This is a genomic window from Intestinimonas sp. RTP31139st1_F5_RTP31139_211217, assembly GCF_040226735.1.
Taxonomy (GTDB): domain Bacteria; phylum Bacillota; class Clostridia; order Oscillospirales; family Oscillospiraceae; genus Intestinimonas; species Intestinimonas butyriciproducens.
The window spans coordinates 11,584-38,484 of the sequence record NZ_JBCOAQ010000029.1 but is presented as its reverse complement, the minus strand read 5'-3'; the positions used below and the strand labels follow the sequence as shown (position 1 = coordinate 38,484).

24 protein-coding genes and 1 pseudogene are annotated in these 26,901 nt (G+C 59.0%); 8 read left to right on the top strand and 17 right to left on the bottom strand.

The window, feature by feature from the left end; genetic code table 11:
• Positions 1-83: 83 nt before the first annotated feature.
• The 5 genes and pseudogenes from ABUA09_RS14345 (at position 84) to ABUA09_RS14325 (ending at position 3,474) form a co-directional block, all read left to right on the top strand.
• Entirely contained in the window at positions 84-809 is a 726-nt protein-coding gene (locus ABUA09_RS14345) for an ABC transporter ATP-binding protein (protein ID WP_058117915.1), read from the top strand.
• Positions 806-1,549: an ABC transporter permease gene (locus tag ABUA09_RS14340; protein ID WP_033116484.1), complete on the top strand. Its 744-nt coding sequence runs from the start codon at positions 806-808 to the stop codon at positions 1,547-1,549. The genes ABUA09_RS14345 and ABUA09_RS14340 overlap by 4 nt, the downstream gene beginning before the upstream one ends.
• Before the next feature lie 364 nt (positions 1,550-1,913).
• A pseudogene (locus ABUA09_RS14335) lies at positions 1,914-2,061 on the top strand (helix-turn-helix domain-containing protein); the annotation flags it as partial.
• A 749-nt stretch (positions 2,062-2,810) separates the two neighbouring features.
• Positions 2,811-2,966, top strand: coding sequence for a DUF1540 domain-containing protein (locus tag ABUA09_RS14330; protein ID WP_081959762.1), 156 nt, complete (start codon positions 2,811-2,813; stop codon positions 2,964-2,966).
• 271 nt (positions 2,967-3,237) lie between these two features.
• A complete protein-coding gene (locus tag ABUA09_RS14325; RefSeq protein WP_033116482.1) occupies positions 3,238-3,474 on the top strand; it encodes a hypothetical protein in 237 nt (78 codons plus the stop codon).
• Positions 3,475-3,607: 133 nt separating this feature from the next.
• Here the strand turns inward: ABUA09_RS14325 and ABUA09_RS14320 are convergent, their stop codons facing one another.
• From ABUA09_RS14320 to ABUA09_RS14245, 16 genes are all read right to left on the bottom strand, one after another.
• Entirely contained in the window at positions 3,608-3,835 is a 228-nt protein-coding gene (locus ABUA09_RS14320) for a M20/M25/M40 family metallo-hydrolase (protein ID WP_195608674.1), read from the bottom strand.
• 420 nt (positions 3,836-4,255) lie between these two features.
• Complete coding sequence (locus ABUA09_RS14315) at positions 4,256-5,494, bottom strand: hypothetical protein (RefSeq protein WP_058117918.1); 1,239 nt, start codon at positions 5,492-5,494, stop codon at positions 4,256-4,258.
• 60 nt (positions 5,495-5,554) lie between these two features.
• Positions 5,555-6,019 (bottom strand): NUDIX hydrolase, encoded by a 465-nt coding sequence (locus tag ABUA09_RS14310; protein ID WP_052082431.1) that lies wholly within the window; start codon positions 6,017-6,019, stop codon positions 5,555-5,557.
• A gap of 1 nt (position 6,020) precedes the next feature.
• On the bottom strand, positions 6,021-7,316 hold the full coding sequence (gene rpoD / locus ABUA09_RS14305; RefSeq protein WP_371744251.1) for an RNA polymerase sigma factor RpoD: 1,296 nt from the start codon (positions 7,314-7,316) through the stop codon (positions 6,021-6,023).
• A gap of 28 nt (positions 7,317-7,344) precedes the next feature.
• The gene (gene dnaG, locus ABUA09_RS14300) at positions 7,345-9,099 is read right to left on the bottom strand and encodes a DNA primase (protein ID WP_349949442.1); all 1,755 of its coding nucleotides are present in this window, start codon (positions 9,097-9,099) and stop codon (positions 7,345-7,347) included.
• 83 nt (positions 9,100-9,182) lie between these two features.
• A complete protein-coding gene (locus ABUA09_RS14295; protein ID WP_033116478.1) occupies positions 9,183-10,187 on the bottom strand; it encodes a deoxyguanosinetriphosphate triphosphohydrolase in 1,005 nt (334 codons plus the stop codon).
• A 93-nt stretch (positions 10,188-10,280) separates the two neighbouring features.
• Positions 10,281-10,922, bottom strand: coding sequence for a YigZ family protein (locus tag ABUA09_RS14290; protein WP_371744249.1), 642 nt, complete (start codon positions 10,920-10,922; stop codon positions 10,281-10,283).
• Complete coding sequence (locus ABUA09_RS14285; RefSeq protein WP_195614556.1) at positions 10,919-11,140, bottom strand: hypothetical protein; 222 nt, start codon at positions 11,138-11,140, stop codon at positions 10,919-10,921. Before ABUA09_RS14285 ends, ABUA09_RS14290 begins: the two co-directional genes overlap by 4 nt.
• A complete protein-coding gene (gene hflX / locus ABUA09_RS14280; RefSeq protein WP_033116476.1) occupies positions 11,128-12,405 on the bottom strand; it encodes a GTPase HflX in 1,278 nt (425 codons plus the stop codon). The genes ABUA09_RS14285 and hflX overlap by 13 nt, the downstream gene beginning before the upstream one ends.
• 23 nt (positions 12,406-12,428) lie before the next feature.
• Complete coding sequence (locus tag ABUA09_RS14275; protein ID WP_033116475.1) at positions 12,429-12,935, bottom strand: flavin reductase family protein; 507 nt, start codon at positions 12,933-12,935, stop codon at positions 12,429-12,431.
• Between the two features lie 100 nt (positions 12,936-13,035).
• The gene (gene rpmE, locus ABUA09_RS14270; protein WP_033116474.1) at positions 13,036-13,242 is read right to left on the bottom strand and encodes a 50S ribosomal protein L31; all 207 of its coding nucleotides are present in this window, start codon (positions 13,240-13,242) and stop codon (positions 13,036-13,038) included.
• Positions 13,243-13,330: 88 nt separating this feature from the next.
• A complete protein-coding gene (gene addA, locus ABUA09_RS14265) occupies positions 13,331-16,951 on the bottom strand; it encodes a helicase-exonuclease AddAB subunit AddA (protein WP_349949441.1) in 3,621 nt (1,206 codons plus the stop codon).
• An 11-nt stretch (positions 16,952-16,962) separates the two neighbouring features.
• A complete protein-coding gene (locus ABUA09_RS14260) occupies positions 16,963-20,313 on the bottom strand; it encodes a PD-(D/E)XK nuclease family protein (protein ID WP_227151618.1) in 3,351 nt (1,116 codons plus the stop codon).
• A 152-nt stretch (positions 20,314-20,465) separates the two neighbouring features.
• Positions 20,466-21,941: an IMP dehydrogenase gene (guaB, locus tag ABUA09_RS14255; RefSeq protein WP_116722087.1), complete on the bottom strand. Its 1,476-nt coding sequence runs from the start codon at positions 21,939-21,941 to the stop codon at positions 20,466-20,468.
• 72 nt (positions 21,942-22,013) lie between these two features.
• A complete protein-coding gene (locus ABUA09_RS14250; RefSeq protein WP_349949440.1) occupies positions 22,014-22,754 on the bottom strand; it encodes an acyl-[acyl-carrier-protein] thioesterase in 741 nt (246 codons plus the stop codon).
• A 2-nt stretch (positions 22,755-22,756) separates the two neighbouring features.
• Entirely contained in the window at positions 22,757-23,368 is a 612-nt protein-coding gene (locus ABUA09_RS14245) for a hypothetical protein (protein ID WP_033116471.1), read from the bottom strand.
• Positions 23,369-23,584: 216 nt separating this feature from the next.
• On the opposite strand from ABUA09_RS14245, the gene spoVAD reads away from it, so the two are divergent.
• Together spoVAD and spoVAE are read left to right on the top strand one after the other, a co-directional pair.
• Positions 23,585-24,604: a stage V sporulation protein AD gene (gene spoVAD, locus ABUA09_RS14240; RefSeq protein WP_033116470.1), complete on the top strand. Its 1,020-nt coding sequence runs from the start codon at positions 23,585-23,587 to the stop codon at positions 24,602-24,604.
• A 3-nt stretch (positions 24,605-24,607) separates the two neighbouring features.
• Entirely contained in the window at positions 24,608-24,976 is a 369-nt protein-coding gene (spoVAE, locus tag ABUA09_RS14235; protein WP_033116469.1) for a stage V sporulation protein AE, read from the top strand.
• A gap of 135 nt (positions 24,977-25,111) precedes the next feature.
• On the opposite strand, the gene ABUA09_RS14230 is transcribed toward spoVAE, so the two are convergent.
• Entirely contained in the window at positions 25,112-25,381 is a 270-nt protein-coding gene (locus ABUA09_RS14230; protein ID WP_033116468.1) for a zinc-ribbon domain containing protein, read from the bottom strand.
• Positions 25,382-25,679: 298 nt separating this feature from the next.
• Between ABUA09_RS14230 and ABUA09_RS14225 the strand changes: the two genes are divergently transcribed.
• A complete protein-coding gene (locus ABUA09_RS14225) occupies positions 25,680-26,876 on the top strand; it encodes an IS256 family transposase (protein ID WP_438268287.1) in 1,197 nt (398 codons plus the stop codon).
• Positions 26,877-26,901: the final 25 nt, after the last annotated feature.

Below are 26,901 nucleotides of genomic sequence, written 5' to 3'. Positions count from 1 at the left end.
AGCTATTGTATCACGGGCACCTCAAAGCCTGCTGATACCTGAAACTATTAACTTTGAAACTTATTATACGAGGAGGACTTATTATGCAGACTGTAATCAATGTGGAGCAGTTGTCAAAATCCTATGGCAACTTGCTTGCAGTAGATAAACTCAGTCTATCCGTAAAGCGTGGAACCGTTTACGGGCTTCTCGGCGCGAACGGCGCAGGGAAAAGCACGACGATTGAATGTATCTTAGGCACAAAAAATGCCGACAGCGGAACAATATCGGTTTTAGGGTGTAACCCGAAAAAGGATAGGAACAGCCTGTTTCAGAATGTGGGTGTTCAGTTTCAAGAGGGCGATTATCAGCCGGAAATTAAGGTTTCAGAACTATGTGAAGAAACCGCTTGTCTTTATGAAGCACCTGCCGACTGGAAGAAACTATGTGAACAATTCGGGATAGGCAATAAAATTGGTAATGCGGTAAAGAGCTTGTCCGGCGGGGAGCGCCAACGCTTATTTATCGTACTTGCCTTAATTCCAAACCCAGAATTGGTATTCCTTGATGAATTGACTACCGGACTTGACGCAAAAGCGCGGCGTGATGTTTGGAGAATATTAACTGAATTAAGAAGCAGAGGATTGACTGTTTTTTTAACTTCTCACTTTATGGACGAAGTGGAAGTCCTATGTGATGAAATTTGTATTTTGAGAAATGGGAAAGCCGTATTTTTCGGAACCGTTGAACAGGCAAAGAAAGCCAATAAGTGCGAAAACTTTGAGGACGCTTATCTTATGCTTTCCGGCGAGGAGGTAGAGAAAGAATGAAATTATTGGGAACACTCTTGAAAAACGAATTGAAATTAAGCATTAGAAACATGAATATGGTTATTTTCGCTGTCACTATGCCGCTGATTGTCTTGGTTGTTCTTGGTTTCATTTATGGAACAAAACCTGCCGCAGACGGGACGGCATACACTTTTATGGAACAGTCCTTTGGCGCACTATGCTGTATCTCCATTTGTGCGGGCGGGCTAATGGGTTTGCCCCTTGTCGTATCAGAATATCGGGAACGAAAAATTTTGAAGCGTTTTCAAGTTACCCCTGTCAGTCCGGCAAAATTGCTTTTGGTAGAATTTTTGATTTACGTTATCTATTGCATAGTGTCAATGCTTACCTTGTTTCCTGCCGCCATGTTGTTTTGGAAAATAGAAGTACATGGCTCTTTCCTGCTCTTCTTGGGAAGCTGGTTTTTAACTATGGTATCGACTTTGAGTATTGGCTTGTTAGTTGGGGGGATTGCTAAAAACATGAAAAGCGCGAGCGTGATTGCCTGTATCCTGTATTTTCCCATGCTGATTTTTTCGGGTGCGACACTTCCCTTTGAAGTTATGCCCGTTGCCATGCAAAAGATTATCAGAATCTTTCCTTTGACACAGGGTATTCAGTTAATGAAAGCGGCATTTCTTGGATTGCCGATTGAAAATGTGTTGCTTCCGGTTGCTGTTATGAGTGCCGTTACACTCATTTGTTTTTGTATCTCTGTAAAGTGTTTCAAATGGGAATAAGCGTTTGAATATGAAACATACACACCAAATACATATAAGATAAATCTGCCGCACGACGGTATTGCCACTGTGTGGCAATACCGTCGTGCGGCAGATACTTTTCCATGACCTTCAACAGAACGGCGCAGTTTTGAAATAACAATCAAAGCCGCCGTTTTTATGTGGCAGGACAGTTTTCATGGATACGGCGGTATTGTAAGGTACTGCTATGGATAGTTACTTTGAAAAACAGGACAAGCCAGCTGTATTCTTGTGTTTGGAAAAGAAGTGATCGTTGACAATGAACGATTCGCAACGGCATTATCAAGATTGCCGAAACTAAGGCGGGAAGTCCTATTGATTTATTACTTCCTCGGTTATCGTGACTAAAGAAGCGGTAGACGCAGTATTGCGGCACTACACCCCACACATCAAATACCTGTCTATGTTATAAGGGGCATATCAATGACGATACACAGGACAAGCTAAAGGCAAAATTGACAGAAGCCATATTGAAATTTCGTTTTGACCGGTATCAGGTAGCAAAGACAGGAAAAGCTGTCAAGGGTAAACTTCGCGCTACGCGCCCTTGACAACTTTTCCCGCCTTTGTTTTCGGGCAGTCAAGAGGGCGAAAGCAGCAGACTGCTTTCGCCCTCAATTTATTATAGAGTTTGTTACGCAGTAAATGATAAGTTGTTTTGAATACTTCCTTATCAACGTAAAACTAAGGTTACAGGCATTTTTTCATGCACAAACAGAGGCTCCTATTGATGAGGTGCGACAAAACATCGCTTGTGGGCGTGTCCACTCGATACCATCTTATATGGTAATAACAGAGATTTTTTTCTTCAAATTTTGTTGAAAAAATCCATTTATTTACAATTCATAATCGTGTATGATAATAGCATCCTAGAAATTACATTTTTTTACAGGACGGAGTGTTATCGTACCATGCCTCTCAACATCACTACGGAAAACCCACACTATGCTCTGCTGGAATCAGAACAACCGTATGGACCCTCTTATGGCGTACAATACCTTACTCCTACAGGACACTTTATGCAGGTGGAGGATATCTCCTGCGACAGGATCTTTGTCGAAAAGATGGTCGAGCTTTTCAATCTCTGTGAGCTTCCACCTGAACGGCTTTACCGCATCATAGAGCACCTGCTCCCATAAAAAGAGCTCTCATCTATACTTGTGAAGAAGCTGTCCGCAAAATTAATAATATCTAAGATTCTGTGCAGACTATTCCCATCACTTATTAGGAGGTGTCCAACATGGAAAATGTAGGTGTAAACTGCAATGTACGGGAATGCGTCCACAATATCGCAGGGGCTAAATGCAATCTTGAGAAGATCGACGTGACCAACGAAAAAACAGGCTCCAATGCGGTTGCCACTCCCCACTTTTGCAAAAGTTTCAACGGTAAGTAACCACGCCCGCTGAGGCTTTTGTTCCTTCCCTGTGTGTCTATCGTTTTTTCTTTGCCCTGAACTTCAAAAAGTCCCCCCCATCGCTCCTCTAAACAGTGGGGGGGCTTTTTGCGTCTATTCTTCCGCAAACAGCCTCCGGCGCTTCGCCGCGGCGGCGGCCCCGCACAGCGCGAGGCCCCTGTCATACATATCTCTCGGGCGATGCTGGCAAAGGCTGCCCCTCCGTCACATTTTCCGTAAAGTCGACATAGGCTGTACGGAGGTGGTAAATATGACTATGCAGGCTACCGTGCTCCAGGTTCGCCGGAATCAGCTCCTCGTCTTCGACTGGGAGACCAAGCAGCAGGTCGTCGTCCACACCCCGCTCTCCTGTCGGTTCCGAGTGGGTGGTCTCGTGTGTATCCAATACAACGGCGTCATGACGCTAAGCATTCCCCCTCAAATTTCAGCGATCCGTATTGTTTCAATCCCCCGCCTGGGACTTTGGCGCGGCCAGTGCCCCTTCTGACCTTTTCCCGCCGCCCTTGACGGAAGGGGCGGCTTTTTGTCTTTTCTCCTTCCCCTGGTAGAAAAATTCATAATATCATGATATCGTGCGGAAACCCGGTGCTTGATATGCAAAAAAGCCTGTAGTTTTGATACTACAGGCTTTTTTCCTCTCCGACCGGTATATCCGCGCCCTTCAAGACAGCCATGAAGATCTCCACCGCCGTCTCAATCTCATCGTCCGGAAAATCGAACTGTTCGGCGTGAATGGGGGGATATTCCTCCCCATTCACGAGGAGAAACAGCGCGCCGGGTATCTGCTTCAGATAGTGCCCAAAGTCCTCCGACCCACGCATCGCCTCCGGCATATCACAGATAGGCACACCCAAGGCCCGGGTGTGCGGCGCGTACCTTCTCCGCGCAGGCCGGATGATTGGGGGAACACACCGCACTCGCCAAACCCGACCTACAGGCCCGCCCGCCCGGCCTCAGCCATTGCCAGCTCTTCCAGCTTCCGCTGGAGCTTATTTAGCTCCACCTCATGCTCCGCCCGGATCGTCAGGCACAGCGCTCCCTGATGGGCCGCCGCGACGAATGCCCTTTCCTATGATCGTCCATCATTGTACCATAAATGAAAAAAGAAATACGGGTCCGCTTCCCAACGGACCCGTATTTCTTTTTTAAGAGAGAGAGGAGGAGGGAGTTCTTTGTGATTTCCTGATCACGTTTTCACTTTACCACATTTAGATTGGGGATACTTGGACAGATTTTGAATGTCTTATGAACAATTTGTAAATCCACTGCTATGGGAACCATCCGTTGAAGAGTGCCACCGTACCGGTCAGGTTGAGTCCCACTCCCCAAAGGCACAGCGGTACTGCCAAGGGTTGGAGGTCGCTCTCATCCCTCTTTTGGAGAAGCGTCAGCGCCGTATACAGAGCCGGAAGTGCGTCTATGGTGTAGCGGTTTCCGAACTGCCATCCTCCCATGGTGGCGTGGCAGCACAGCGCTGCAAACTGGAGCAAAATCAGTCCCACCGTCAGGGGCACTGCTGGCTCTCGTCTCAGTCCGCGTAAGTTTCGCAGCAGATACACGGCGAAGACAAGAAATATGGGGCTGAAGAGCCAGAAAGCGCAGCCATCAAAGGTCGGAAACCGGAGTCTTCCGTTTTCCATTCCGGGAAGCCGCCACAAGCGCGCCCAGTTGCCGGCCAGATAGGCCAGGCTGAACTGGCCGTCTGCTTTCTCCACTGCAAATTCCGGCAGATAATCGTGCCCGAATTGAAAGGGATCGTCGAAACGAGCGGCGTTCAGCGCCATCAGCCCGCTGCCCACCGCCAATGGCGGCAGGAGCCACCACCAATACTGCTTCAGGGCCTGTACCGGAGCCACGCCCTGCCCACGGAGCTTTTGCAGGAGGAGCAGCGCCACCAGAGGCAGATAGACGATCTGAAGGGGGCGGCAGCCAAATGCCAGTGCCAAGAACAGGAGAGGCGCCCAGCCATGCTTTACTTCCTCGTCCATGGCATAACAAAGGGATATCATGGTAAACGCAAAGGATGCCGTCTGCGCAAAATACCAGACGTCGGCAGAAAAACCCACATGGAGAAAGTTGCTCCCGGCCGTCACAAAAAATGCCCAGAAAACCGCGGCCGCTCCACGCCGTCCCGCCATACGCGCCATTTTGAGGGCGTAGACAGCGCCCAGCAGCCCCAGCGCTACGGCGACCAGCGTATCCGGCGGACTCTCTCCGAAAAGCACGCAAAAGGGCAGCAGCAAAACGGAGGGAATAGGCGGGAAGCTGATGAAGTATCGGCCGTTGTACTCCGCGATTTCCAGATAGGAATACGTCCTGCCCAGGTCCAGATGGCCCTCCAGCCAGCGGCTGGCCTGGAGGGCATAGGAGTCGTAGATAGAGCCCTGAAAAGGGCTTCTGCCGATCATGATCCAAATCAGCGTGTAGACCGTCAGGAGCATAAGAAGCAGTACAAACGCCTCCCGGCGTTCTCCCTCCCTCTCCACAGCGCGCATCTGTTTCAGCACAGCCTCCCCCTCTCCCCCATGAAAAGGCCGCCCGGCACAGCAAGCACCGGGCGGTCCAGGTCACACCAGCAATTCAAAGATATCCTCTTCCTCCGAGTGGAAGTTGCCCTCGTCCAACCACGCTCGGACCTGTTCCATCAGCTTGGGCTGGATATGCGGATAGGTCATCGCCTCCGGGAATTCGTCAAATAGGCCGTTTTCCTCAATCTCCGAGTCCCCGGGGCGCGCTCCCACTTCCCGGATCTCCGCGAAAAAGAGGGCCCCATAGGACGGGTCCTTCCCGGGTTCAAACAGGCCGTAAGCGGCCACCGGCTCCAGTTGGAAATCCGTCGCCCCCGTCTCCTCCCAGAGCTCCCGCCGGGCGGTCTCATGGATGTCCTCCCCCGTCTCACGGTGTCCCCCGGGAAACTCCCAGGTGGCCCGCTCCCTATGGCGGCAAAGGAGCCACTTGCCGTCCGCTCTGGCGGCGACCACCGCAACCTTCAGGTCGCTGTCCAGCGCCTGGTCGTAAAAGCGTATCTCCATGTCAGTTCAAAAAGTCCTTCAGCTTCTTGGAGCGGGAGGGATGGCGCAGCTTCCGAAGGGCCTTCGCCTCAATCTGGCGGATACGCTCACGGGTCACATTGAACTCCTTGCCCACCTCTTCCAGCGTGCGGGTGCGTCCATCCTCCAGACCAAAGCGGAGCTTGAGCACCTTTTCCTCCCGGGGCGTCAGCGTATCCAGCACGTCGATGAGCTGCTCCTTCAGAAGGGTGTAGCTGGCCGCCTCGGAGGGTTCAGAAGCGTCCTCATCCGGGATAAAGTCGCCCAAGTGGGAGTCCTCCTCCTCACCGATGGGGGTCTCCAGAGAGACCGGCTCCTGGGCGATTTTCAGGATCTCCCGTACCTTGTCCACCGGCATGTTCATCTCCTCGGAGATTTCCTCCGGGGTAGGGTCGTGGCCCAGCTCCTGGAGGAGCTGGCGGGAGACCCGGATGACCTTGTTGATGGTCTCCACCATATGGACCGGGATACGGATGGTCCTGGCCTGGTCTGCGATGGCGCGGGTAATGGCCTGGCGGATCCACCAGGTGGCGTATGTGGAGAACTTGTAGCCCTTGGTGTAGTCAAACTTCTCTACCGCTTTGATGAGGCCCAGGTTGCCCTCCTGAATGAGGTCCAGGAAGAGCATTCCCCTGCCCACGTACCGTTTGGCAATAGACACCACCAGCCGGAGATTGGCCTCCGCCAGGCGCTGTTTGGCGGCCTCGCCCTTACGGATGGCGCGCTTGAGCTCCTTCTCCTCCTCCTGCGCGAGGGAGACCTCTTCTCCATTCTTCCGCGCCTTTTCGATTTCGGCCAGCTGTTCCCTGGCTGCGTCCCCCGCGCCCATGTCCTGAGCCAACTGGATCTCCTCGTCGGGGGTGAGCAGATTTACCTTGCCGATCTCCTTGAGGTACATCCGTACAGGGTCGTCGATGCCGAAGGAGTCCACCAGGGTGTTGGGGTCCACGATCTCCTCCTCGGGGATCTCCTCGATCTCCTCGATCGGGGGGACCTCATCCACCAATTCGGGAAGATAGTCCTCTCCCGCGGTGTCGATGCCCATATTTTCCATGGTGTCGTAAATCTTATCGAGCTGCTCGCTCTCCAGATCCATTTCCTCCAGGACGTCCATGAGCTCGCCGGAGGAGAGTTTGCCCTTCTTTTTGCCCTTGTCCAGCAGTTCCGCCAGCTTTTCCGCGCCCTGAACCCCCTCGACGACCTTCATCAGCTCGATCTTGCCGGCTTCGATCTTTTCCTCACTGGTCATCTTCGGCTTCTTATCGGTCTCAGCCGGCATATCCAGCACTCTTTTCTCACTCATGGATTCATCCTCCATACCCTTTTTTCTCTAGCAGCTTTTTCTGCACGGCCAAAAGCGCGTCTTTGTCGCCTTCCAGCCTGCGTTTTTCCGCTTCATTTTCTATGATCTCTATGTAATCCCTCATGGCCTGCCGGCCATTTTGAAGAGATTCCGGCTGATCGAGCACTCCGGCCAGGTGGCTCATCTCCCCGCTTTCCAGTTCGGCGGTCAGGGCCGGCAGACTCACCGCCAGGCCGCCGCGCCAGCGGTCCCGCAGCAGCCGGAAGGCCTTTCCCAGCAGCGGCGCGGAGAACGCCTCCTCTGTCAGCGCTTCGGCGTCCCTGAGGAGCTCCGGATCCAGAAGCGCCAGCCGCAGCACCCCCTCCTCGGCCCGGGCCGAGCGGATGTTCTGATAGCGGAGGGACCGCTCCCTGGGCTGGAGCTGCGCCGCAGGCGTCAGATCCCTGCGCTCCTGCTGTTTTTGCTCCTTACGGATGCGGCGGGAGAGCTCCCGCTTGACCTCCTGCCCCATGGCCTCGGCGGAGATCCCCGCCAGCTCTGCACAGCGCGCGCCGTAGACCTCCCGCTCCACAGGACTGTGAAGCCCCGCTATGACCCCCACAACCTCCTTCAAAAACTCCACCTTTTGGGCGTCATCCGTAAGATCGTAGCGGCCAAGCACCTGTTCAATTCGGTACTCAATGTGATTTTCACTCTGATCCAGCAGCTTTGCAAATGCCTCCGGCCCGTAGGTCTTGAGGAACTCGTCCGGATCCTTTGCCCCCTTGACCCGCAGGACCCGCACCTTCATTCCCGTCTTTTCCAAAATGGGGATGGCCCGCTGAGCCGCGGAGACACCGGCCCCATCTCCGTCGTAGGCGATGATCGCCTCTTTCGTATAGCGGGAGAGCAACTGCGCGTGTTCCGGTGTGAGGGCGGTGCCCAGAGATGCCACCGCACAGTCAAATCCCGCCTGATGGAGGGAAATGGTATCCATGTACCCCTCCGTGAGGATGATACGCCCCAGCCTGGACTTCTTGGCGATATTCAGCGCGAACAGGTTGCGTCCCTTGTTGAAGACCGGGGTGTCCGGCGAGTTGAGATATTTGGGCGTAGAATCATCCAGCACCCGGCCGCCAAAGCCGATCACATCCCCCCTCAGATCGATGATGGGAAACATCACCCGGTTGCGGAAACGATCGTACACCCGTCCATTCTGCCCCTTTACCACCAGGCCGCACTCCAGAAGCTCTGCCTTTTCATAGCCCTTTTGGGCCATGGCGGTGATCAGGTGATCCCATCCCTCCGGGGCCATACCCAGTCCGAACCGCGTCACCGTCCCCCGTGAGAGCTTCCGCTTGCCGAACAGATACTCCGCCCCCGCCCGGCCTTCCGGCGCCTGGAGCCTTGCGTGGAAAAACCGGGCGGCTTCTTTATTCAGTGCCAGGAGGCGCTCCCTTTTCTTCCGGAAATCCGCGTTCCCGCGCTCCTCGGGCACCTCAAGCCCCACCCGCTTGGCCAGCAGACGCACAGCATCCGGGAAAGGGAGATTCTCGATCTCCATCACGAAGTTGATGACTCCTCCGCCCTTCCCGCAGCCAAAGCAGTGGTAGATCTGCTTATCCGGCGAGACCGAAAAGGAGGGCGTCTTTTCACCGTGAAAGGGACACAGGCCCCACAAATTATTGCCCTTCCGGGTGAGAGGCACATAGTCCGCCACCACATCGGCAATGTCGCATCGAGCCGTGAGTTCATCCAGAAATTGTTCCGGAATGGCCATGGGCGCCCTCCTTTCCGGCTTTTCGAGTATCTTTTCCAGTAAATAACAACTCTATACAGAATCGTACCTTCCGAAAGGCAATTTTACTTCACACCCCATGACATAGGGATAAATGCTTCGGAAAATTTCTCTACCGCATATTTATCAGTCATACCTGCAATGTAATCGCACACGGCCCGTTCCACGCCCTCCCGCTCCCGGATGTCCTGAAATTCGGGGGGCAGCCGGTCCGGGTCGGACACATAGCACTCGAAGAGACGGCGGAGCATATCCTGTGCCTTGGACTCCTCCCCCTTGGCCACCGGGTTGCGGTAGACATTTTCAAACATGAATTCGCGCAGGCGGCTCATCGCCTCCCGGCAGGGTCCCGACTGGCGGACGACCCCCGCCCCGGCACTCTCCCGAATGATGTCCACCGTCAGCGTGTCGATACGCTCGGAGTGGGTGAACCCCAGCACGTTGGAGATCTCCAGGGGGATATCGATGGGGTAGATGATGCCGCCCCGCAACGCGTCGTCGATGTCGGCGTTGATATACGCGATCTTATCCGCCAACCGCAGGAGCTGCCCTTCCAGCGTCTCCGCCGTGTCCGGGCCGGTGTGGCACAGGATGCCCCTGCGCACCTCATAGGTGAGATTGAGGCCATCCCCATCGTTTTCCAGCCGGTCCACCACCCGCAGAGACTGGACATTGTGCTCAAACCCTCCGGGCATGATCTCGTTCAGGACCCGCTCCCCCGCGTGGCCAAAGGGCGTATGGCCCAGATCATGTCCATAGGCAGCGGCTTCGGTCAGGTCCTCATTGAGCTCCAGCCCCCGGGCAATGGTCCGGGCGATCCGCACCACCTCGATGGTATGGGTCATGCGGGTGCGGTAGTGGTCTCCCTCCGGCTGGAGAAATACCTGCGTCTTGTGCATCAGGCGCCGGAACGCCTTGGAGTGGATGATGCGGTCGATATCCCGCTGAAAGCAGGTGCGCACCGGACAGGGCTCCACCGGCCTTTCCCGGCCTTTGGAGTCCGCCGCCAGACAGGCATAGGGGGACAAAAAGCGCCGTTCCTGTTCCTCGCGCCGTTCTCTCTCGGTCAACCTCCTCCGCCTCCCCTCGTTTCTTCTACCTGATGCTATATACCCTGCGGACACACAAAAATCCTGCAAAGAAAAGAATTATTCACAGTTTCTTCATATTATTCCCGCTCTCGGCACGTCCTTGAAGGACTCCCCTGTAACTGCCGGGACAACGCCGCCGGCGGTCAGTTCGGTGATCCGGTCCGTAAAGTCTATTGCCTTTTCCTCCGGGAGCAGGACCCTCAGCGTCACATCCGCGCCATATTCCGCGCCGTCCACCAGTCCGCCTGCCGCCTCCGTCTCCTGTCTGGCCCGTTCAAAGAGGCTGTAGGGGACCCGGAGTTCCGCCTCCACCCAGCGGCGGACCACTGAGATGCCCGCCGCATCCAGGGCATCCTTGGCGCTCTGAGTATAGGCCCGGACCAGGCCGCCGGCCCCCAGAAGGATACCGCCGAAATAGCGGGTCACCACACAACAGACATTCTCCACCTGCTCCCGCTGGAACACGTTGAGCATGGGCTGGCCCGCCGTGCCCTGGGGCTCTCCGTCGTCGGAATACCGCTCCACACCGCCCTCCCGGAGCCGGTAGCACCAGCAGTTGTGCCGGGCGTCGTAGTATCGCTTCTTCATCTCTTCCACGTGGGCGCGGGCCTCTGCCTCGCTCTCCACCCGCCAGACATGCCCGATGAAGCGGGACCGCTTCTCGGTAAATTCCGTCTCCGACGGGGCGGTGGGGATGTAATACTCCGTCATCATGCCTGCCACTCCTCCCGTATCAGGGTGCCGCGGAGCCCCATACGCTCCTTTTTCATCTGCTTCCCCGGACCTTTGGGCGAAAGCGGATGGAAAGGCGCGTAGTCGGCCGCGCCGTCTCTGTCGTACTGCTCGGAACGTAGTCGGCACGTCCCATCGCCGTGGCTTTTGCCCGGCGCCGGGCAGATTGCCAGCGTGCAGGCAGGCCTTAGCCGTTCCATAAAAACTCGCTCACCTGGCCCAGGATCTTGGCGGTGCAGACGGCCGTGACCTCGATGGTCTCGCCGTACTCCACCCGCTCCACCTTTGCCTCCCGGTAGAGCATGTCCACCACTCCGCCCTGGTCGTAGGGCAGACGCAGGGTGACCCGGTGGGCGCCGCCGTCCAGCCGGTCCCCGATCATGGAGGTTAACCGGTCCAGCCCCTCCCCGGTCCGGGCGGAGATGGAGACGATATCCTCCCCGTGGGGCATGATATCCCCCCGGTAGAGATCGGACTTGTTGAACACCTCGATGCGGGGCGTCTGTTCGGCCCCAAGCTCCCGGATCAGGGCGTCCACCACCGCCGCCTGCTCCCGCCACTCGGGGTTGGAGGCGTCGATGACGTGGAGCAGGAGGTCGGCAAAGCTCAACTCCTCCAGCGTGGCCTTGAATGCCTCCACCAGGTGGTGGGGCAGCTTGGAGATAAACCCCACCGTGTCGGAGACCAGCACGGTGCAGGTGTCGGAGATCTCCAGGTTTCGGGTCGTGGTGTCCAGCGTGTCGAAGAGTCGGTTGTTGGCCGGAATGTCCGAGCCGGTGAGCGCGTTGAGAAGGGTGGACTTCCCCGCGTTGGTATAGCCCACGATGGCCACCACCGGCACCTCGTTCTTGATGCGCCGCTCCCGCTGGACCCCCCGGACCCGCCGCACCTGCTCCAGATCCTCCTCCAGCTTGGCGATCTTCTTCCTGATATGCCTCCGGTCGGTCTCCAGCTGAGTCTCGCCGGGCCCTCGGGTACCGATGGGGGACTTTCCGCCGGAAGCCGTCTGCCGGACCAGGTGCCCCCACATACCCGTGAGGCGGGGCAGGAGATACTTATACTGGGCCAGCTCCACCTGGAGCCGCCCCTCCTTTGTCCTGGCCCGCTGTGCGAAGATGTCGAGAATGAGTGCGGAGCGGTCCATCACCGCCACCCCCAGCTCCTCCGAGAGCACTCTCTGTTGGGAGGGGGAAAGGGCATTGTCAAGAATGACCATGTCCGCCCCTGCCGCCTCCGCCAGCGCCTTCACCTCCGCCGCCTTGCCCTCGCCGATAAAAGTTCTGGGATCCGGGGCGTCCTTATTCTGGAGCACTGTCCCCACACAAACTCCCCCAGCCGTCTCCAGCAGGGCGGATAGCTCCTCCATAGAGGACTCCGTGGCGTTCTCCTCCCGGCTCAGGCAGGCGGCATTCAGGCCCACCAGCACCGCGCGGTTGATTTTCTCTTCTGTCGTATGGTCCGTCATAGTACCTCCGGGGCGACCGCCCCTTATTTTTTCTGATATGCCTCGACGATCTCGCCGATATACATCCGGTGGTAGTCCTTTTGGGGATACCATTTTCCGTCTATGCCTTGGTCCAGGAAATGGGTGGGATCGATGTCCTGGTAGTAGAGCTTGCGGCACACCAGCACCAGCTCTGCCTCCTGAAAATAGGGTGCGTTCCCCGCCCCTGCGCACACGGTGAAGCCGCACTCCTTCACCTTATCGACCTCTCTGCCGCTCTTGGCGCCGCACAGGGCAAGCTGTTTGCGGTACGCCTCCCCCAAAAATGAAAGCGTGAAATAGTCGCTTTTCTCTATAAATTCATAGGTGTACCGCTGGGGACGGATATAGCAGGTGGCCACATCGGCGCCCCACAGGACACCCAGCCCGCCCCAACTGGCGGTCATGGTGTTGCAGTGCTCAGGCGTACCGGCCGTGATGAGCATCCACTGCTCCCCAATCAGGGTAAATACGTTCTGATCCAGGCTCTTGACCTCACATTTTTCCAGCATGGCCGTTTTCCTCCTCTATTATTATGTACTCATGTACTGAAAACAGTATATGCGAAAAGACCCGCGCCGAAACCGACGCGGGCCTTATTAAGTCCCAAACTTACTTCTGGTCCAAACCGAACTTCTTGTTGAAGCGGCTCACACGTCCGCCCGTATCCACCATCTTCTGCTTGCCGGTGAAAAAGGGGTGACATTTGGAGCAAACTTCCACGCGGATGTCCTTTTTGGTAGATCCGGTCTCGATCACATTGCCGCAGGCACATTTGATAGTGGTCTGCTGATAGTTGGGATGAATGCCTTCCTTCATTGCTGGGTTCACCTCTTTCTCCTTGGGGATATGCGCATAAACGCAACTAGTATAATAGCATGTTCTCCTTGGGAATGCAAGCCCTTTTTCAAGTTTTTTCTTGTTTTTTGGAGTTGCCGGCCTCCGGCACACTGGCGTCCGGAACCTCCTCCGCCCGGTCCAGGGCAAAAAACCACAGCACTCTGCGGCACACCTGTCTCCCGGTCACCTCTTCCAGTGCCCTGCTGTAGGCCGCAAGCTGCGGACGATATTCCTCCGCCCGGTCCCCCACGGTCCGCTCGTCCACCCGGTCTGTTTTGAAGTCCAAAACCGTGATCCCCTCCGGCGTCTCGAACCAGCAGTCCACCACACCCTGAAGGAGCACCTTCTCTCCCCGGCTCGCCCGGGCATAATAGCCGGCAGCTGGAACCAGGATGGAAAATTTGAACTCCCTGTGCAACGTTTCAGACGCCCGCACCTCTCTGCCGATGGCGGAGGAAAAAAACGCCGTGAGCTTTTCCGGGCGTACCGCCTCCCCCTGCTGGGGCGTGATCATCTGTCTTTCCACCAGCCGCCGAATCTCCCTGGCCACCTGTTCCACCGTCTCCGTCCTGGAAAAATCGATGAACTGCATCACCAGATGGAGGGCCGTTCCCCTCTGCGCCGGAGTGAGCCCCATCTCCTCGGATACAAATCGCGGCCGCCCGAAGCGGACGGGGCGGAGCGGCTGGGGCGTCTCCTCCGCCGCCTCCCCGTCCAAGCCGCGGCCCTTGAGCTGGGTCGCCGTCAGTTTGGACGGGATCTCCACATCTCCGGCGAAGGGATACTGCCAGAGAAGCCGTTCTTCCAACCCTGGACCGGCGTCCTCGTCCGCCTCCTCTTCCGGCCGCGCTCCGCAGGGCGGGGGCTCCACCGCCAGCCCGCTCCCATTGATCCAGCGGATATCCCATTCCGGCCCGCAGTCCTCCGCAGTCACCGGAATCTCGACCCCGGCGGCCCGGCGCAGCGCGTCGGCGTCGGGCCGCGCCAGCACAGGCAGCAGCACCCACTGGCTCACTGCCTGCATACCCAGAAGGGCCTGGGGCTCCACCGGACAGCCTGCGTCCCCCGCCATACGCTGAAGATCACGGGCTCCGCCGGTGAGGGAACAGACCAAGACCAGCTTTTCCCTCGCCCGGGTCATCGCCACATAAAGCAGCCGCAGCTCCTCCGCCATCATCTCCCGCTCGAGTTGGCTGGCCACAGCCTTCCGGGCCAGCGTTGGGAACGATACCATCCGTTCGGTGTCCAGACCTTTGGGACCCACGCCCAGCTTGGGGTGAAAAAGGATGGGGCGCTGCATGTCCTCCCGGTTGAGCCTTCTCGCCAGCCCACAGAGAAAGACCACCGGAAACTCCAGCCCCTTGGACTTGTGGATGCTGAGGATCCGCACACCGTCTCCCCCCCCCCCCGCCGGATTGGGAGAGGTGAGCCTGCCGCCGTTTTCGCGGACACGCGCAAGATAAGAGAGGAAGCCAAAAAGTCCCTTGTGTCCGGACGACTCAAACTGTCGTGCACATTCGCTGAGCGCCAGCAGATTTCCCCGCCGGGTCCCGCTGTCTCCCATGGCGCTGAAAATGCCCAGGAGATCGACCCGGTCATAGAGATCCCAGAGGAGCTGGTGACAGCTCATATCCACGGCCCGGTCCCGCAGCAGTTCCAGCTCCTCCAGAAAGGCGGCCGTGTCCCGGCCCTCATCCCGGCACAGCGCCTCGTAAAAGTCCGTGTCCCTGGCGTTGGCCCTGATCTCTGCGAGCCGGTCCGCCGAAAAGCCGTAGAGCGGGGAACGCAGCACCGAGATGAGGGGAACGTCCTGCCTGGGATTGTCGATGATCTGGAGGTAAGAAAGGGCCACAGACACCTCAGTGGAGTCCAGAAAATCCTCTCCCCTCTCCGCCTCCCAGGGAATATCCCGTTCTCCCAGCGCCCTAGCATAGTGGTGAAGCACCGCCCCCGGCGAGCGCAGAAGAATGACGATATCCCCCGCAGACACCGGCCGCTGGCCGCCGTTCTGACCGACAACCGGGAATCCCTCCTCCAGGAGCGTCTGGATGCGGCCTGCGGCAAAGCGGGCCTCCAGCAGATCCCTGGGGGTCTTCTCTCCCTCTTCCTCACCGGTCTGGGAGAGATCCAGGGCATCCAGCTCCACACGGTAGTCCCCCCCGTCCTCTCCGAAGGATGCGCCGGGATAGAGGGCCTCGTCTCCGGTGTAGTCCATCTCGCCGAACTCCGTGGACATCACGTTTCGGAAGAGGAAATTGGCTCCCTCCAGCACCTGGGGCCGGGAGCGGAAATTCCGTGTCAGAAGGATGCGCCTGGGCTCGCCCTCCGCCGCCTCACCCGCCGGGCGGAACGAGCGGTACTTCTCCAGGAAGATGGTGGGGTCGGCCAGTCGGAAGCGATAGATGGACTGTTTCACGTCCCCCACCATAAATAGGCGTTTTCCCTGCCCGGAAACGGCGGAAAAGATAGCGTTCTGCACCTCATTAGTGTCCTGATACTCGTCCACCATGACCTCGGCGTACCGCGCGCCCCACTGGTCCGCCAGCTCCGTAGGCAGCCCGTCTTTTCCCACCAGAAGCCGGACCGCGCAGTGCTCCAGATCGGAAAAGTCCAACAGGCCGCGTTCCCTTTTCAGCGCCGTATAGGCATGTGAGAAGTCCTCCACCAACGCAAACAGTCCCCGCACCGCCGGATGTACCGCGCGCATATCTTCCAGCAGCCGTCCGCTGGGCTCGGAGAACAGCTCCGCCAGCTTTCCCATGCGCTTTTTACAGACCTCCCGTATGGCCTTGATCCGCTCCTGGGCCGCGGGATCGCCGCAGCCCCGCACCGCGCCCAGACGGGGGAAGGGGATTGCCACCCATTCCGAGGCCCGGTCCCAGCCCTGGGCGGCGGCCTCCCGGAATGCGCGCAGGCCCTCCAGGGTGGCGGACAGGCTGGGGGCATATCCTTTCGACAGCTTCTCCTCCCCCCAGGCCAGCTCCAGGGCCCGCATCATCTGCCCCTGCCAGTATTCCGCCTGCCTTTCTGCCTGCTCCAGCAGCAGCGCGCCCCAGGGCGTCTCCCCCGCATCGGCCACGCCCTCCAGAGCAAAGGCCCTCTGCTGCCCCACCAGCCAGGCGCCGGGGGCCGGATGGCTCTGCACCTTTCCATAGATATCCAGGGCAATCCGGACCAGACGGCTGTCGTCCCGCCCGGCGGCCACCGTGTCCAGAAGCCGGGCGAAATCCCCCTCCGGCTCTACCGTCTCATACCGCTGTTCCAGCACATCGTCCATGGCCTGGAGCATCAGCACTCCCGCCTCGCTCTCGTCACAGAGCCGGAAATCGGGGTCCAGATCCAGCAGGTGCCCGCACTCCCGGAGGAGTTGGGCGCAGAACGCATGGACGGTAGAGATCTGCGTCTGATAGACCAGCGTGGCCTGCCGCCGCAGATGGCGGTCCCCAGGGCGCTCTGCAAGGCGGGCCGCCAGTTCCTCCACGATCCGTCCCCGGAGCTCGGCAGCGGCGGCTTTGGTATAGGTAATGACCAGGAAACGGTGGATGTCCAGCCCCTCCTCCTCCACCCGGGAGAGCAGGCGCTCCACCAGCACCCTGGTCTTACCGGAGCCGGCAGCAGCAGAGACCAGCAGTCCTCCGCCGCAGTCCTCCACCGCCGCACGCTGTTCCTCCGTCAGCGGAAACCCCATCTTCTCACCTCCTACTTCTCCGTCTCTTCCGCCGCCACCGCCTGCCAGAACGCCTCCCCGTCCAGCGCGGGCAGGTACCTCACCCTGTCGCCGCCGCGCCCCTCCTCAAAGTGGCAGGCAGCGGCATAGTCGCAGTAAAGGCAGGCGTTCTTCTCCGGTCCCCGCCAAAAGGGGTCGGCCGCGATGTTCCCCGCGGACAGTTCCCGGGCAATTTCCCGCAGGATACGCTGCGTATGGACTTTCAGCCTTCCCAGCCGTTCCGCCGACACCAGCGCGTCGCCGGTAATAGCTCCCGTGCGGCCGGACACGCGCAGGGGAAGGAAGCGCAGCCCCTCCTCTCCGGGGCTCTCCATGGCTTCCACCACCTCCGGATCGTCCAGGATCAACCCCCTCCGCCGCAGCTCGGCGTCCGCCCTTTTCCGCCGCTCCGCCTCATCCATATCACGTCTCCCCTGGACCGTCGCCTCCCGCGCGGGCAGATAGAGCACACCGGCGGGCGTCACCTCACGGTGATAGAGCGCGCTCCCCTGATCCTCCAGTGTAAACAGATAGAGCAGCATTTGAAGGCCCAGCCCATTCCAGACCTCCGTCAGATCAAAGGACTTCCGCCCCGTCTTATAGTCCACCACCCGGAGGTAGAGCCGCCCATTATGGACCCAGCCGTCCAGCCGGTCCACAAAGCCGGATATGCTCACGGTGATGCCGTCCACCGTGAGCTCCACCGGCGGCAGCTCCCCCTTGGCGCCGAAGCCCAGCTCAAAAGCGATGGGCCGGAACTGGGAAGCGCCCAGCTCGTCCAGCACGTTCTCCACCACCTGGGTCACAGGCCGGACCAGGCGCTGGAACAGGTAGAGAAAGCGTGGCGTCTTGTTCTCCAGTCCGCCCAGCTCCTCCGCAATATATCGCTCCATGATCTCCCGGATCAGCCTGCGGGCCCGCTCCCGGTCATAGGACCAGCCGCCGGAGCCGTCCCCGACCCGGCAGGCAGGGTCCTGAAGCACATGCTCCAGAACATAATGGACGAAGGTGCCGTATTCCGGGGCCTGGAATCCGGCGGTCCGTCTGGCCTTTGCGTTCAGTCCGTACTGCATGAAATAGGAGAAGTGACAGGATTGGTACTTGTCCATCCGGGAGGCCGACATAGGCACACGCCGGCCGTAGAGCCGCTGTACCGCCTCAGGCGACAGGCTTCCCCGCTCCGCATGGAGGGCATCCTCCATCCGCCGTACCCGGGGCGCATATTCCGCCCTTCCGCTCAAAATGCGCCGCACCTGGGGATAGCGGCCCGCCAGCTCCACTGCCGGGCCGGGGGCGGACAGCCGGAATGTGCCGGACATGTCCTGCTCCCGCAGCAGCGGGTTCTGCGGGAAGAGCAGGCGCAGCCGGCTCACCAGAAAGGAGGGGCGTTTCTCCTCCCCTTGGGGGTCCATGGCCGCCCAGCTCACAGTCAGCCAATGGGAGGGCCGTGCACATGCCTCGTATACAATGGTCATCTCACGGTCCAGCTTGTCCGTGAGCTGCGGAGAGAGCTCCAGCCCGAAGGAGGAAAGCAGGCTCCGGTCGTCATCGGTGAAGAGCCCCGGCGCCGGCGCCACCTGGGGTACGGCTCCATCGTCCGCGCCCAGGAAAAACAGCGCTTTCACCTCCCGGTTCCCCAGCCGGGCGGCCTCACCGGCGTTCACCCGGTCCAGGGACACCGGGATGGTACCCACGTCATACTGGGACAGGACCAGCTTGAAGAGTTGGGCAAATTCCTGCAGCTCCATGGGCTCTTCCCCCAGCAGCCCGGCGCACTGTTCCAGCCCGCCGCAGAGGATCTCCCAAAGCTGTCCGTATTCCTCCGCCCGCTTGAGCTCTCCCCGCGCGCGCAGCCGTTCTGACCGCTCCGCGAGCTGCTCCGGCAGGCGGATGGATTCCAGGAAGCGATAGAGCGCCATCGCCTGTCCTCTCCCCGTGCGGTCCCTGTTTTTCCGGAGCCCCTCCAGCGGACCGACAACCTTTCTGCGCGCTTCGTTGACCCGGGCGATCCATTCCCTGTCCGGCCCAGTCATGGGGAAGCCATACCCCCTGGGATGCATGTCCCAGTCGGCTTTTGCCGTCCAGCGATTTCCTTTTATCCCCCACTTCAGCACATAGTTCTCCAGCTCGTCACACTCGCCTCTGGACACCCCCGCAAGGCCTGTTTTCAGATAGCGAAACACGTCGTCATAGCTGTAGCCCCGCGCCACCACGTCCAGCGCTCCCGTCACCACGGCAAAGACCGGCTTTTGCAGAATATCAGTCATTGCATCCAGGAAAACGGGGATGCCATACCGGGGAAAGATCTCCTCCACCAGGGGCGCGTAGCGCTCAAATCCCCGCGCCACCAGGGCGATGTCCCGAAAACGGCAGCCCTCCTCCCGCACCAGCCGCAGGACCTCCGAGGCCGCATACTCCACTTCCGAGCGGGGCCGCAGGGCGGAAAACAGCCCGATCTCCGGCGCGGGGGACGCTGCCGCCGCCGGCACATCGGCAAACAGGTTGGCCTCCAGCCGGGCAAGCGCCGCCGACCGGCCTTCCCCGCGCTGGGGCAGATATTCCGCCTCGGCGGGGACATGTTCCTCTCCCGCCATTCGCCTCAGATAGGCCGCCGTCCGCCGCGCAGGAGCGAAGATGTTGGATGCTCCGGTATCCCGGTCCAGCCGGTCAGAGGTGAGGGCGACCGTCACGGACTCCGCCTGCCGCAGGAGGGCCCGCAGCACCAACCCCTGCTGGGGCGTGAAGTCCGTGAAGCCGTCGATATAGATATCCATGCCGCGGGCATAGCCGCATTCCTTCAGACCCTGGGCCAGCCGTGTGATGCGGTCCCGCGGGTCGGCCGCCGTCCGCGCGGAAAGCGCCTCATAGGCGCCAAAAATCAGCCCCAGATCCCGGAGCTTTTCCCCCTCCCGACCCTCCACCGCCTCGCCCGCCCTGGCCAGGTCGTCCGGAAAGACCTGATACTGCTTGCATTCGTCCAGCGTGGCCAGCAGTCCTGTGAGGAAAGCAGGTTTCCGGGAGGGACGGGCATAGACGGTCAGGCTGCCGGAAACTGATTTCAATGCCGCGCACATGAGGAGCAACCGGCCGCCCGGGTCCAGCGCCGGGGCGGCCAGCCCCCCCGCCTGAGAAAAGACCCGGCTTCCCAACCTCGTAAAAGAGAGGACCTCGGCGTAGAGGGACACCTGGTTCCCGGCCACGGCGCACAGACGGCGCTCCGTCTCATGGGACGCCTGTTCAGGTACGATCAAAAGCTGTCTCCGCGCTCCCCCGGAGGCGGCGATCCGGCGCAGGATGGCGGTGGATTTACCCGCGCCCGCCCGGCCCAGCAGCAGCCGCAGCATCCTTCTCCCCCTTTCTTTTTCTCTTCTGACTCTGACCATTATAATGCGTGTGGGGCAAAGCCGCAAGTCTCACAGCATCCGCTCCCGGCCCATAAAAAGGACTCCGGCAGCCTAGGGGCCGCCGGAGTCCTGGAATCCTTTTTGTCCAGCCCTTACTGGGGATTGAGCGTGTAGTTGGGCGCTTCCTTCGTGATATAGATGTCGTGGGGATGGCTCTCCTTCAAGCCCGCGCTGGTGATCTGGATAAACTGGGCCTTCTCATGGAGCGCGATGATATCCCTGCATCCGGTGTAGCCCATACCGGCCCGGAGGCCGCCCATCATCTGGTAGATGGTCTCCCCGGCAGCGCCCTTGTAGGGCACCCGGCCTTCCACGCCCTCAGGGACCAGCTTTTTGTTGTCCTCCTGGAAATAACGGTCTTTCGAGCCCTTGGCCATGGCGCCAAGGGACCCCATACCGCGGTAGACCTTGAACTGACGGCCCTGATACACCTCGGTATCGCCAGGGCTCTCCTCGCAGCCCGCCAGCAGGGAGCCCAGCATGACCACATTGGCGCCCGCCGCCAACGCTTTGGCAATATCTCCGGAATACTTGATCCCGCCATCCGCAATGATGGGAACGCCGTACTCGGCAGCCACGCAGGCCGCGTCATAGACCGCTGTAATCTGGGGCACGCCGATGCCCGCAACCACACGGGTGGTACAGATGGAGCCGGGCCCGATGCCGATCTTCACGCAGTCCGCGCCCGCCTCGATCAGCGCGCGTGTGCCCGCTGCGGTGGCCACGTTGCCGGCAATGAGCTGTACATCCGGATAGAGTGCCTTGATGCGCTTCACACATTCGATGATATTGTGGGAGTGGCCGTGGGCCGAATCCAGCGCCAGCACGTCCGCACCGGCGTCCACCAGGGCGGCCACCCGGTCCAGGACATCCGAAGTGACGCCGATGGCGGCCCCCACCAGCAGCCGTCCCTTTTCATCGCGGGCGGAGTTGGGATACACCGTGGCCTTTTCGATGTCCTTGATGGTGATGAGCCCCTTGAGGTGGAATTCATCGTCCACAATGGGGAGCTTTTCAATCTTATGCCGCCGCAGGATCTCCTTGGCCTCCTCCAGCGTGGTGCCCTCCTTGGCGGTGACCAGGTTCTCCTTGGTCATCACATTGTCGATGAGCTGGCCCATATCCACTTCAAACTTCATGTCGCGGTTGGTGATGATTCCGATGAGCTTCCCGTTGTCACAGATCGGCACGCCGGAAATCCGGTACTTGGCCATGAGCTCATCGGCTTCGGCCAGGGTGTGGCCGGGAGCCAGCCAGAAGGGATTGGTGATGACGCCGTTCTCAGAGCGCTTGACCATATCCACCTGCTCCGCCTGGGCGCCGATGGACATATTCTTATGGATGATGCCGATCCCGCCCTCACGGGCAATGGCAATGGCCATACGGTACTCCGTCACCGTATCCATGGCGGCGCTCATGACCGGGATGTTGAGCCGGATCTTCCTGGTGAGCTGGGTGTGCAGGTCGATGTCGGCGGGCAGGACGTCGCTCTCCGCGGGGACGAGCAGGACGTCGTCGAAGGTCAGGCCCTGCCGGGCGAATTTACCTGCGGCGTCAGTGTTAATCATGGACTCCACTCCTTCATTCATCATCAATATTCCTGGGCAGTCAACAATATTTGGCCTATTTTACGCCCCGTTTCAGGGCTTGTCAAGAGGGGACATGGTGAGCGCCGCGTCAAATCTCGGCTTTCCCTCTTCCCCGTCGCCCTGCACATACCATGTTCCGTTTTCGCAGCCCGTCGAGAGACGAATGGTCTCCCCCGCCCGGCACTCTTTCAGATATCCGATCTGGACCGAAGAGACGAACTGCCCCTGGCCCAGGCGCTGCATCTCCAGCGCGTCACAGGCAAAATCGGCATATCGGACATTGTTCACATGGCCGTTGACATCGGTATCACTGTAATGCAATGCGCGCGCCTGCGTCGGGACCAGCGGTACCGGAACCTTCAGCCTGGGCAGCAGTTTCTCCTTGCAGAGCGCGCCGCCGGAGGTATCGTCAAACTCCCGCACATTCCCCAGCCGGAAGAGTTTATGGGTATCCAAATCCGCCAGGACCCACACGCTCACCGCCTCTCCAATGGGCTTACCGTCCATCAGAAGGTCGAAATCCCGATACATAGACGCCCCCCTGCTCCCCCGGTGCCAGGTTCTGATTGTGACCCTCTCATCCCAGCAGACCGGTCGGTCCAGGCGATACCAGATCCGCGCCAACATCCAGAACACATGATAGCGCGCCACCATTTCCTCCCGGGAGACATGGAGCTCCACCGCGGCCTCCGTGGCCGCCTCCTGAAGGAAGTCCATCATGGAGGAGGGGCGGCACTGGTTAAACGGGTCCACGTCCCGCGCGCCGACCCGATAGGTGTTCTCGTAGTACATCCTCACGCCTCCTTGCCGTGGATGAGCAGCGAAGGTTTGCAGCAGATATCCTCCAGGTCGTCCGCCGTGGCGGCGGGAATCCGCAGCGCAGCGCCGCAGCGGGCACAGAACAGATCCACCGAACTGAAATTTACCTGGAGCTTCCACTCCTTAGAGCCACAGGCACAGGAGATCCCGCCCCGCTGCGCAATATCGCGGATCTCCGACAGGACTTCATGCATAATCACGTCGTCAATAAACGTCCCCTCTGCACCGGCGGCGGCCTCCAGCTTATCCACGGCCTCCTCCAGCCGCTTCATCGCCGCAAAAACCGGCCCCTCTTCTCCCACGTAGCAGCAGTCCAGTCCCGAGGCTGCGCAGGAGAAAGCCAATGTTTTCTCATGGAGAAAAGCGTGCGTGGAACAGGAAACGGTGTGCTCCTTCTCACAGAACAGACAAGGGACCGTCAGCTTCACGCGGTCCCCTATGATCTCCGTTTTCAGCGCTGACTTCCCACAGGGGCAAGGGATAGCGCTGGGCGCCGCAGCCAGAGAAAAAACCGTCTTTTCCACCACCACGCTCTGGCGGCAGGACGGACAGAGATAGGCGATCGTACGCTTGGGCTCTTCCACCATATTGTGCTTCCTCCCAACTGAGCCTTTACTCCGGCAGCCCACCGGGGTACAACGCAATCCATTGCATTGCAGTCGGGCTCAGGACTTATTCAGTTCTTATTATAGCTCATTTTACCGCTTTTGACCAGCACATCCCCTGCCAAAATCCACTTTCATATTTTGCGGAAAACTGTTCAAACTATGGCCAGCTTGATACAGAAATGAGTGCTGAAGAACATGACGACAAAAAAGCTGGGAAAGCAGACGGTTGCCTTTGCCTCCCCGCCCTCCATCGCCGGCCACGCCAACGTGGTGGGCAAAAAAGAGGGCGAGGGACCTCTGCGCGCCTCCTTTGATCTGATCAACCAGGACGATACCTTCGGCGAGTCCAGTTGGGAGAAGGCGGAGAGCGCCATGCAGAAGCTGGCGCTCCAGAACGCTTTGGATAAGGCCAAGCAGGCGGCCTCCACTCTGGACTTTATTTTTGCCGGGGACCTTCTCAATCAATGTATCGCCTCTTCCTTCGCCATTCGCGGACAAGGCGTGCCGTTTTTCGGGCTTTACGGGGCCTGTTCCACCATGGCAGAGAGCTTGACTCTGGCCTCGATGATGCTGGACGGCGGGTTCGGCGAGTGGGCCGCCGCCATGGCCTCGTCCCATTTCTGCTCCGCCGAACGGCAGTACCGGACCCCGCTGGAATATGGAGGACAGCGTACCCCCACCGCCCAATGGACGGTCACGGGTGCCGGCGCGGTCGTCCTGGCGCGCGAAGGCGATGGCCCCTATATTACCCATGCAACTGTGGGAAAAATCGTCGACAAGGGGATCAAGGACGCCAATAACATGGGGGCCGCCATGGCCCCGGCCGCCTACGACACGCTCTCCACCCACTTTTCCGACACAGGAAGAAAGCCCTCTTACTACGATCTGATCGTGACCGGCGACCTGGGCACGTTGGGTAAAGGAATCGTATTGGACTTTTTCCACAAAGATGGGGTGGACCTACAAAACCTGGATGACTGTGGCGTGCTGATCTATGATGCACAGGGGCAGGACGTACACTGCGGCGGCTCCGGCTGCGGATGCTCAGCGGCCGTGCTCACTGGCTTTCTGCTCAACGGGATGCGGGAGGGGCGCTGGAAAAAGATTCTGTTTTGCGGAACGGGCGCACTGCTCTCCCCCACCTCCACCATGCAGGGAGAAAGTATCCCCGGCATCTGCCACGCAGTTGCCATAAGCACACAGAAGGGAGGGTAACCCATGGACCTGTTTCTGGAATATCTCCGCGCCTTTCTCTGCGGTGGTCTTCTGTGCCTCATCGGGCAAATCCTGATTGACCGGACGACTCTGACCCCGGCAAAGATTTTGGTGATCTACGTGGTCTCCGGCGTTGTGCTCGGAGGTCTCGGCATCTATAAATATATCGTACAATGGGGCGGAGCAGGCGCCACCGTCCCTCTCACCGGCTTTGGCTATCTGCTGGCCAAGGGCGTGGCCCAGGCCGTGGAAGAGGGCGGCCTGCTGGGCGCCTTTACCGGAGGTGTAACCGCTGCCGCAGGCGGTATCTCCGCCGCGATTTTCTTCGGCTATCTGGTGGCGCTTATTTTCAAGCCCAGACCCAAAGGGTGATTGGGACCATCCCTCGCCTCACAAACCGCGCCGGGGCATGATCATGCCCCGGCGCAATACATAACAGTCCCGGTCCGCGCGCTGCACCAGTACAAAAAGAGCGCCCTCCTCTGAGGGCGCTCTCCATATCGCTATTTATCTGCGAAAGCAATCGCTGCAATAGATGGGCCGGTCCCCGCGGGGCTCAAAGGGAACCTTGCAGGGTTTACCGCACTCGGAGCATACCGCGTCAAACATCTGCCGACCGCCGCCAGCACGGGGGCCTCCCTTGCGGGCGTCCCGGCAGGCCTTGCAGCGCTGAGGCTCGTTCGTAAAGCCCTTCTCCGCGTAGAACTCCTGCTCGCCGGCGGTGAAAGTGAACTCCTGCCCGCAATCCTTGCAGACGATAACTTTGTCCTGAAACATGAAATACCTCTTTAAAAACTTAGTCCACCACATAGGTGGCTGATTTACTATACGTCCAGAACGCCGGAATGTCAACAAAAACTTGAGGCGCCCGCCGCAATTTCTCTGTGACTTGTTCTTCCATTTTTACTAGAATTCAGTATTGCGGTAGTAAAATAAAAGTATAACACGTCTCATCTCCATTAGGGGTCAGTCGGGTCAGGTAGAATAAATTTCGCAAAAATAAAAGAAGACATGGTTTGCAGATCTCTGGTAGAATGAAGTCGCGACACACCATTCTGAAAGGAGACGGCAAACCATGTCCGAGAAGATTGTACAGCTAAACGAGGAAGTAATCAAGGGCCAGCTCAAGGAGTTGGTACGAGGCAGCGTAGAGGAAACCCTCAACGAGCTGTTGGAGGCCGAGGCGGAGAAGCTGACCCAGGCGGCCCGGTATGAGCGCAACGAACAGCGCCAGGGCTACCGCAGCGGCCACTACAGCCGCAATCTCACCACCACCTCTGGGGACGTCACCCTCAAGGTGCCAAAACTCAAGGGGATTTCCTTTGAGACCGCTATTATTGAGCGGTACCGCCGGCGGGAGAGCAGCGTGGAAGAAGCGCTCATTGAGATGTATCTGGCCGGCGTATCCGTCCGGCGTGTGGAGGATATTACCGAGGCCCTTTGGGGCAGCAAGGTCTCTGCCTCCACCATCAGCGAGCTGAACAAGAAAGCGTATGTCCACATCGAGGATTGGCGAAACCGTCCTCTGCAAGGTGGGCGGTATCCGTATGTCTATGTGGATGGGATCTATCTGCGCCGCAACTGGGGCGGAGAGTTTGAAAATGTATCCATTTTGGTGGCAATTGCGGTCAATGAGGACGGATACCGTGAGGTTCTGGGTGCTGCCGAGGGTATGAAAGAGGACAAGGCCAGCTGGGTCAGCTTCTTCCAATGGCTCCGTGGCCGTGGTCTGGATGGGGTAAAACTCATTGTTGGCGACAAGTGCCTTGGTATGCTGGAGGCCGTGGGAGAAGTGTTTCCCGAAGCCAAATACCAGTGGTGTACCGTCCATTTTTACCGCAATGTGTTCTCCGTTACGCCTCGTTCCAAGGGAAAGTTGGTAGCTAAGATGCTCAAGGCAATCCACGCTCAGGAGAGCAAGAAAGCTGACAGGGAGAAAGCCAAAGCCGTGACGGAAGAGCTTCGCTCCATGAAACTGAAAGAGGCCGCCAAGAAGGTGGAGGACGGCATTGAAGAAACACTGACCTACTGCAATTTCCCCAGCGAGCACTGGACTCGCATCCGAACCAACAATGTCATTGAGCGGCTGAACCGGGAGATTCGCCGCCGCACCCGTGTGGTGGGCAGTTTCCCGGACGGCAACTCTGCCCTCATGCTGGTCTGTGCCCGGCTCCGGCTGCGCCATGTGGCCGGCACCCAGTGGGGCAACAAGAAGTACATGAACATAAAGCACCTGGAGGCGACCCTTGAGGATGCCTCCATTGCTGGCTGACTTCATTCATGCCAGGGGCTGCAAA

Excerpts from the sequence above, each read along its gene's own strand:
- ABUA09_RS14345 (WP_058117915.1), top strand. The coding sequence starts at position 84 with ATGCAGACTGTAATCAATGTGGAGCAGTTGTCAAAATCCTATGGCAAC.
- ABUA09_RS14340 (WP_033116484.1), top strand. The coding sequence starts at position 806 with ATGAAATTATTGGGAACACTCTTGAAAAACGAATTGAAATTAAGCATT.
- ABUA09_RS14330 (WP_081959762.1), top strand. The coding sequence starts at position 2,811 with ATGGAAAATGTAGGTGTAAACTGCAATGTACGGGAATGCGTCCACAAT.
- ABUA09_RS14325 (WP_033116482.1), top strand. The coding sequence starts at position 3,238 with ATGACTATGCAGGCTACCGTGCTCCAGGTTCGCCGGAATCAGCTCCTC.
- ABUA09_RS14310 (WP_052082431.1), bottom strand. The coding sequence starts at position 6,019 with ATGGAGATACGCTTTTACGACCAGGCGCTGGACAGCGACCTGAAGGTT.
- rpoD (WP_371744251.1), bottom strand. The coding sequence starts at position 7,316 with ATGCCGGCTGAGACCGATAAGAAGCCGAAGATGACCAGTGAGGAAAAG.
- dnaG (WP_349949442.1), bottom strand. The coding sequence starts at position 9,099 with ATGGCCATTCCGGAACAATTTCTGGATGAACTCACGGCTCGATGCGAC.
- ABUA09_RS14290 (WP_371744249.1), bottom strand. The coding sequence starts at position 10,922 with ATGATGACGGAGTATTACATCCCCACCGCCCCGTCGGAGACGGAATTT.
- ABUA09_RS14285 (WP_195614556.1), bottom strand. The coding sequence starts at position 11,140 with ATGGAACGGCTAAGGCCTGCCTGCACGCTGGCAATCTGCCCGGCGCCG.
- hflX (WP_033116476.1), bottom strand. The coding sequence starts at position 12,405 with ATGACGGACCATACGACAGAAGAGAAAATCAACCGCGCGGTGCTGGTG.
- ABUA09_RS14275 (WP_033116475.1), bottom strand. The coding sequence starts at position 12,935 with ATGCTGGAAAAATGTGAGGTCAAGAGCCTGGATCAGAACGTATTTACC.
- rpmE (WP_033116474.1), bottom strand. The coding sequence starts at position 13,242 with ATGAAGGAAGGCATTCATCCCAACTATCAGCAGACCACTATCAAATGT.
- addA (WP_349949441.1), bottom strand. The coding sequence starts at position 16,951 with ATGGGGTTTCCGCTGACGGAGGAACAGCGTGCGGCGGTGGAGGACTGC.
- ABUA09_RS14260 (WP_227151618.1), bottom strand. The coding sequence starts at position 20,313 with ATGCTGCGGCTGCTGCTGGGCCGGGCGGGCGCGGGTAAATCCACCGCC.
- guaB (WP_116722087.1), bottom strand. The coding sequence starts at position 21,941 with ATGATTAACACTGACGCCGCAGGTAAATTCGCCCGGCAGGGCCTGACC.
- ABUA09_RS14250 (WP_349949440.1), bottom strand. The coding sequence starts at position 22,754 with ATGTACTACGAGAACACCTATCGGGTCGGCGCGCGGGACGTGGACCCG.
- ABUA09_RS14245 (WP_033116471.1), bottom strand. The coding sequence starts at position 23,368 with ATGGTGGAAGAGCCCAAGCGTACGATCGCCTATCTCTGTCCGTCCTGC.
- spoVAD (WP_033116470.1), top strand. The coding sequence starts at position 23,585 with ATGACGACAAAAAAGCTGGGAAAGCAGACGGTTGCCTTTGCCTCCCCG.
- spoVAE (WP_033116469.1), top strand. The coding sequence starts at position 24,608 with ATGGACCTGTTTCTGGAATATCTCCGCGCCTTTCTCTGCGGTGGTCTT.
- ABUA09_RS14230 (WP_033116468.1), bottom strand. The coding sequence starts at position 25,381 with ATGTTTCAGGACAAAGTTATCGTCTGCAAGGATTGCGGGCAGGAGTTC.
- ABUA09_RS14225 (WP_438268287.1), top strand. The coding sequence starts at position 25,680 with ATGTCCGAGAAGATTGTACAGCTAAACGAGGAAGTAATCAAGGGCCAG.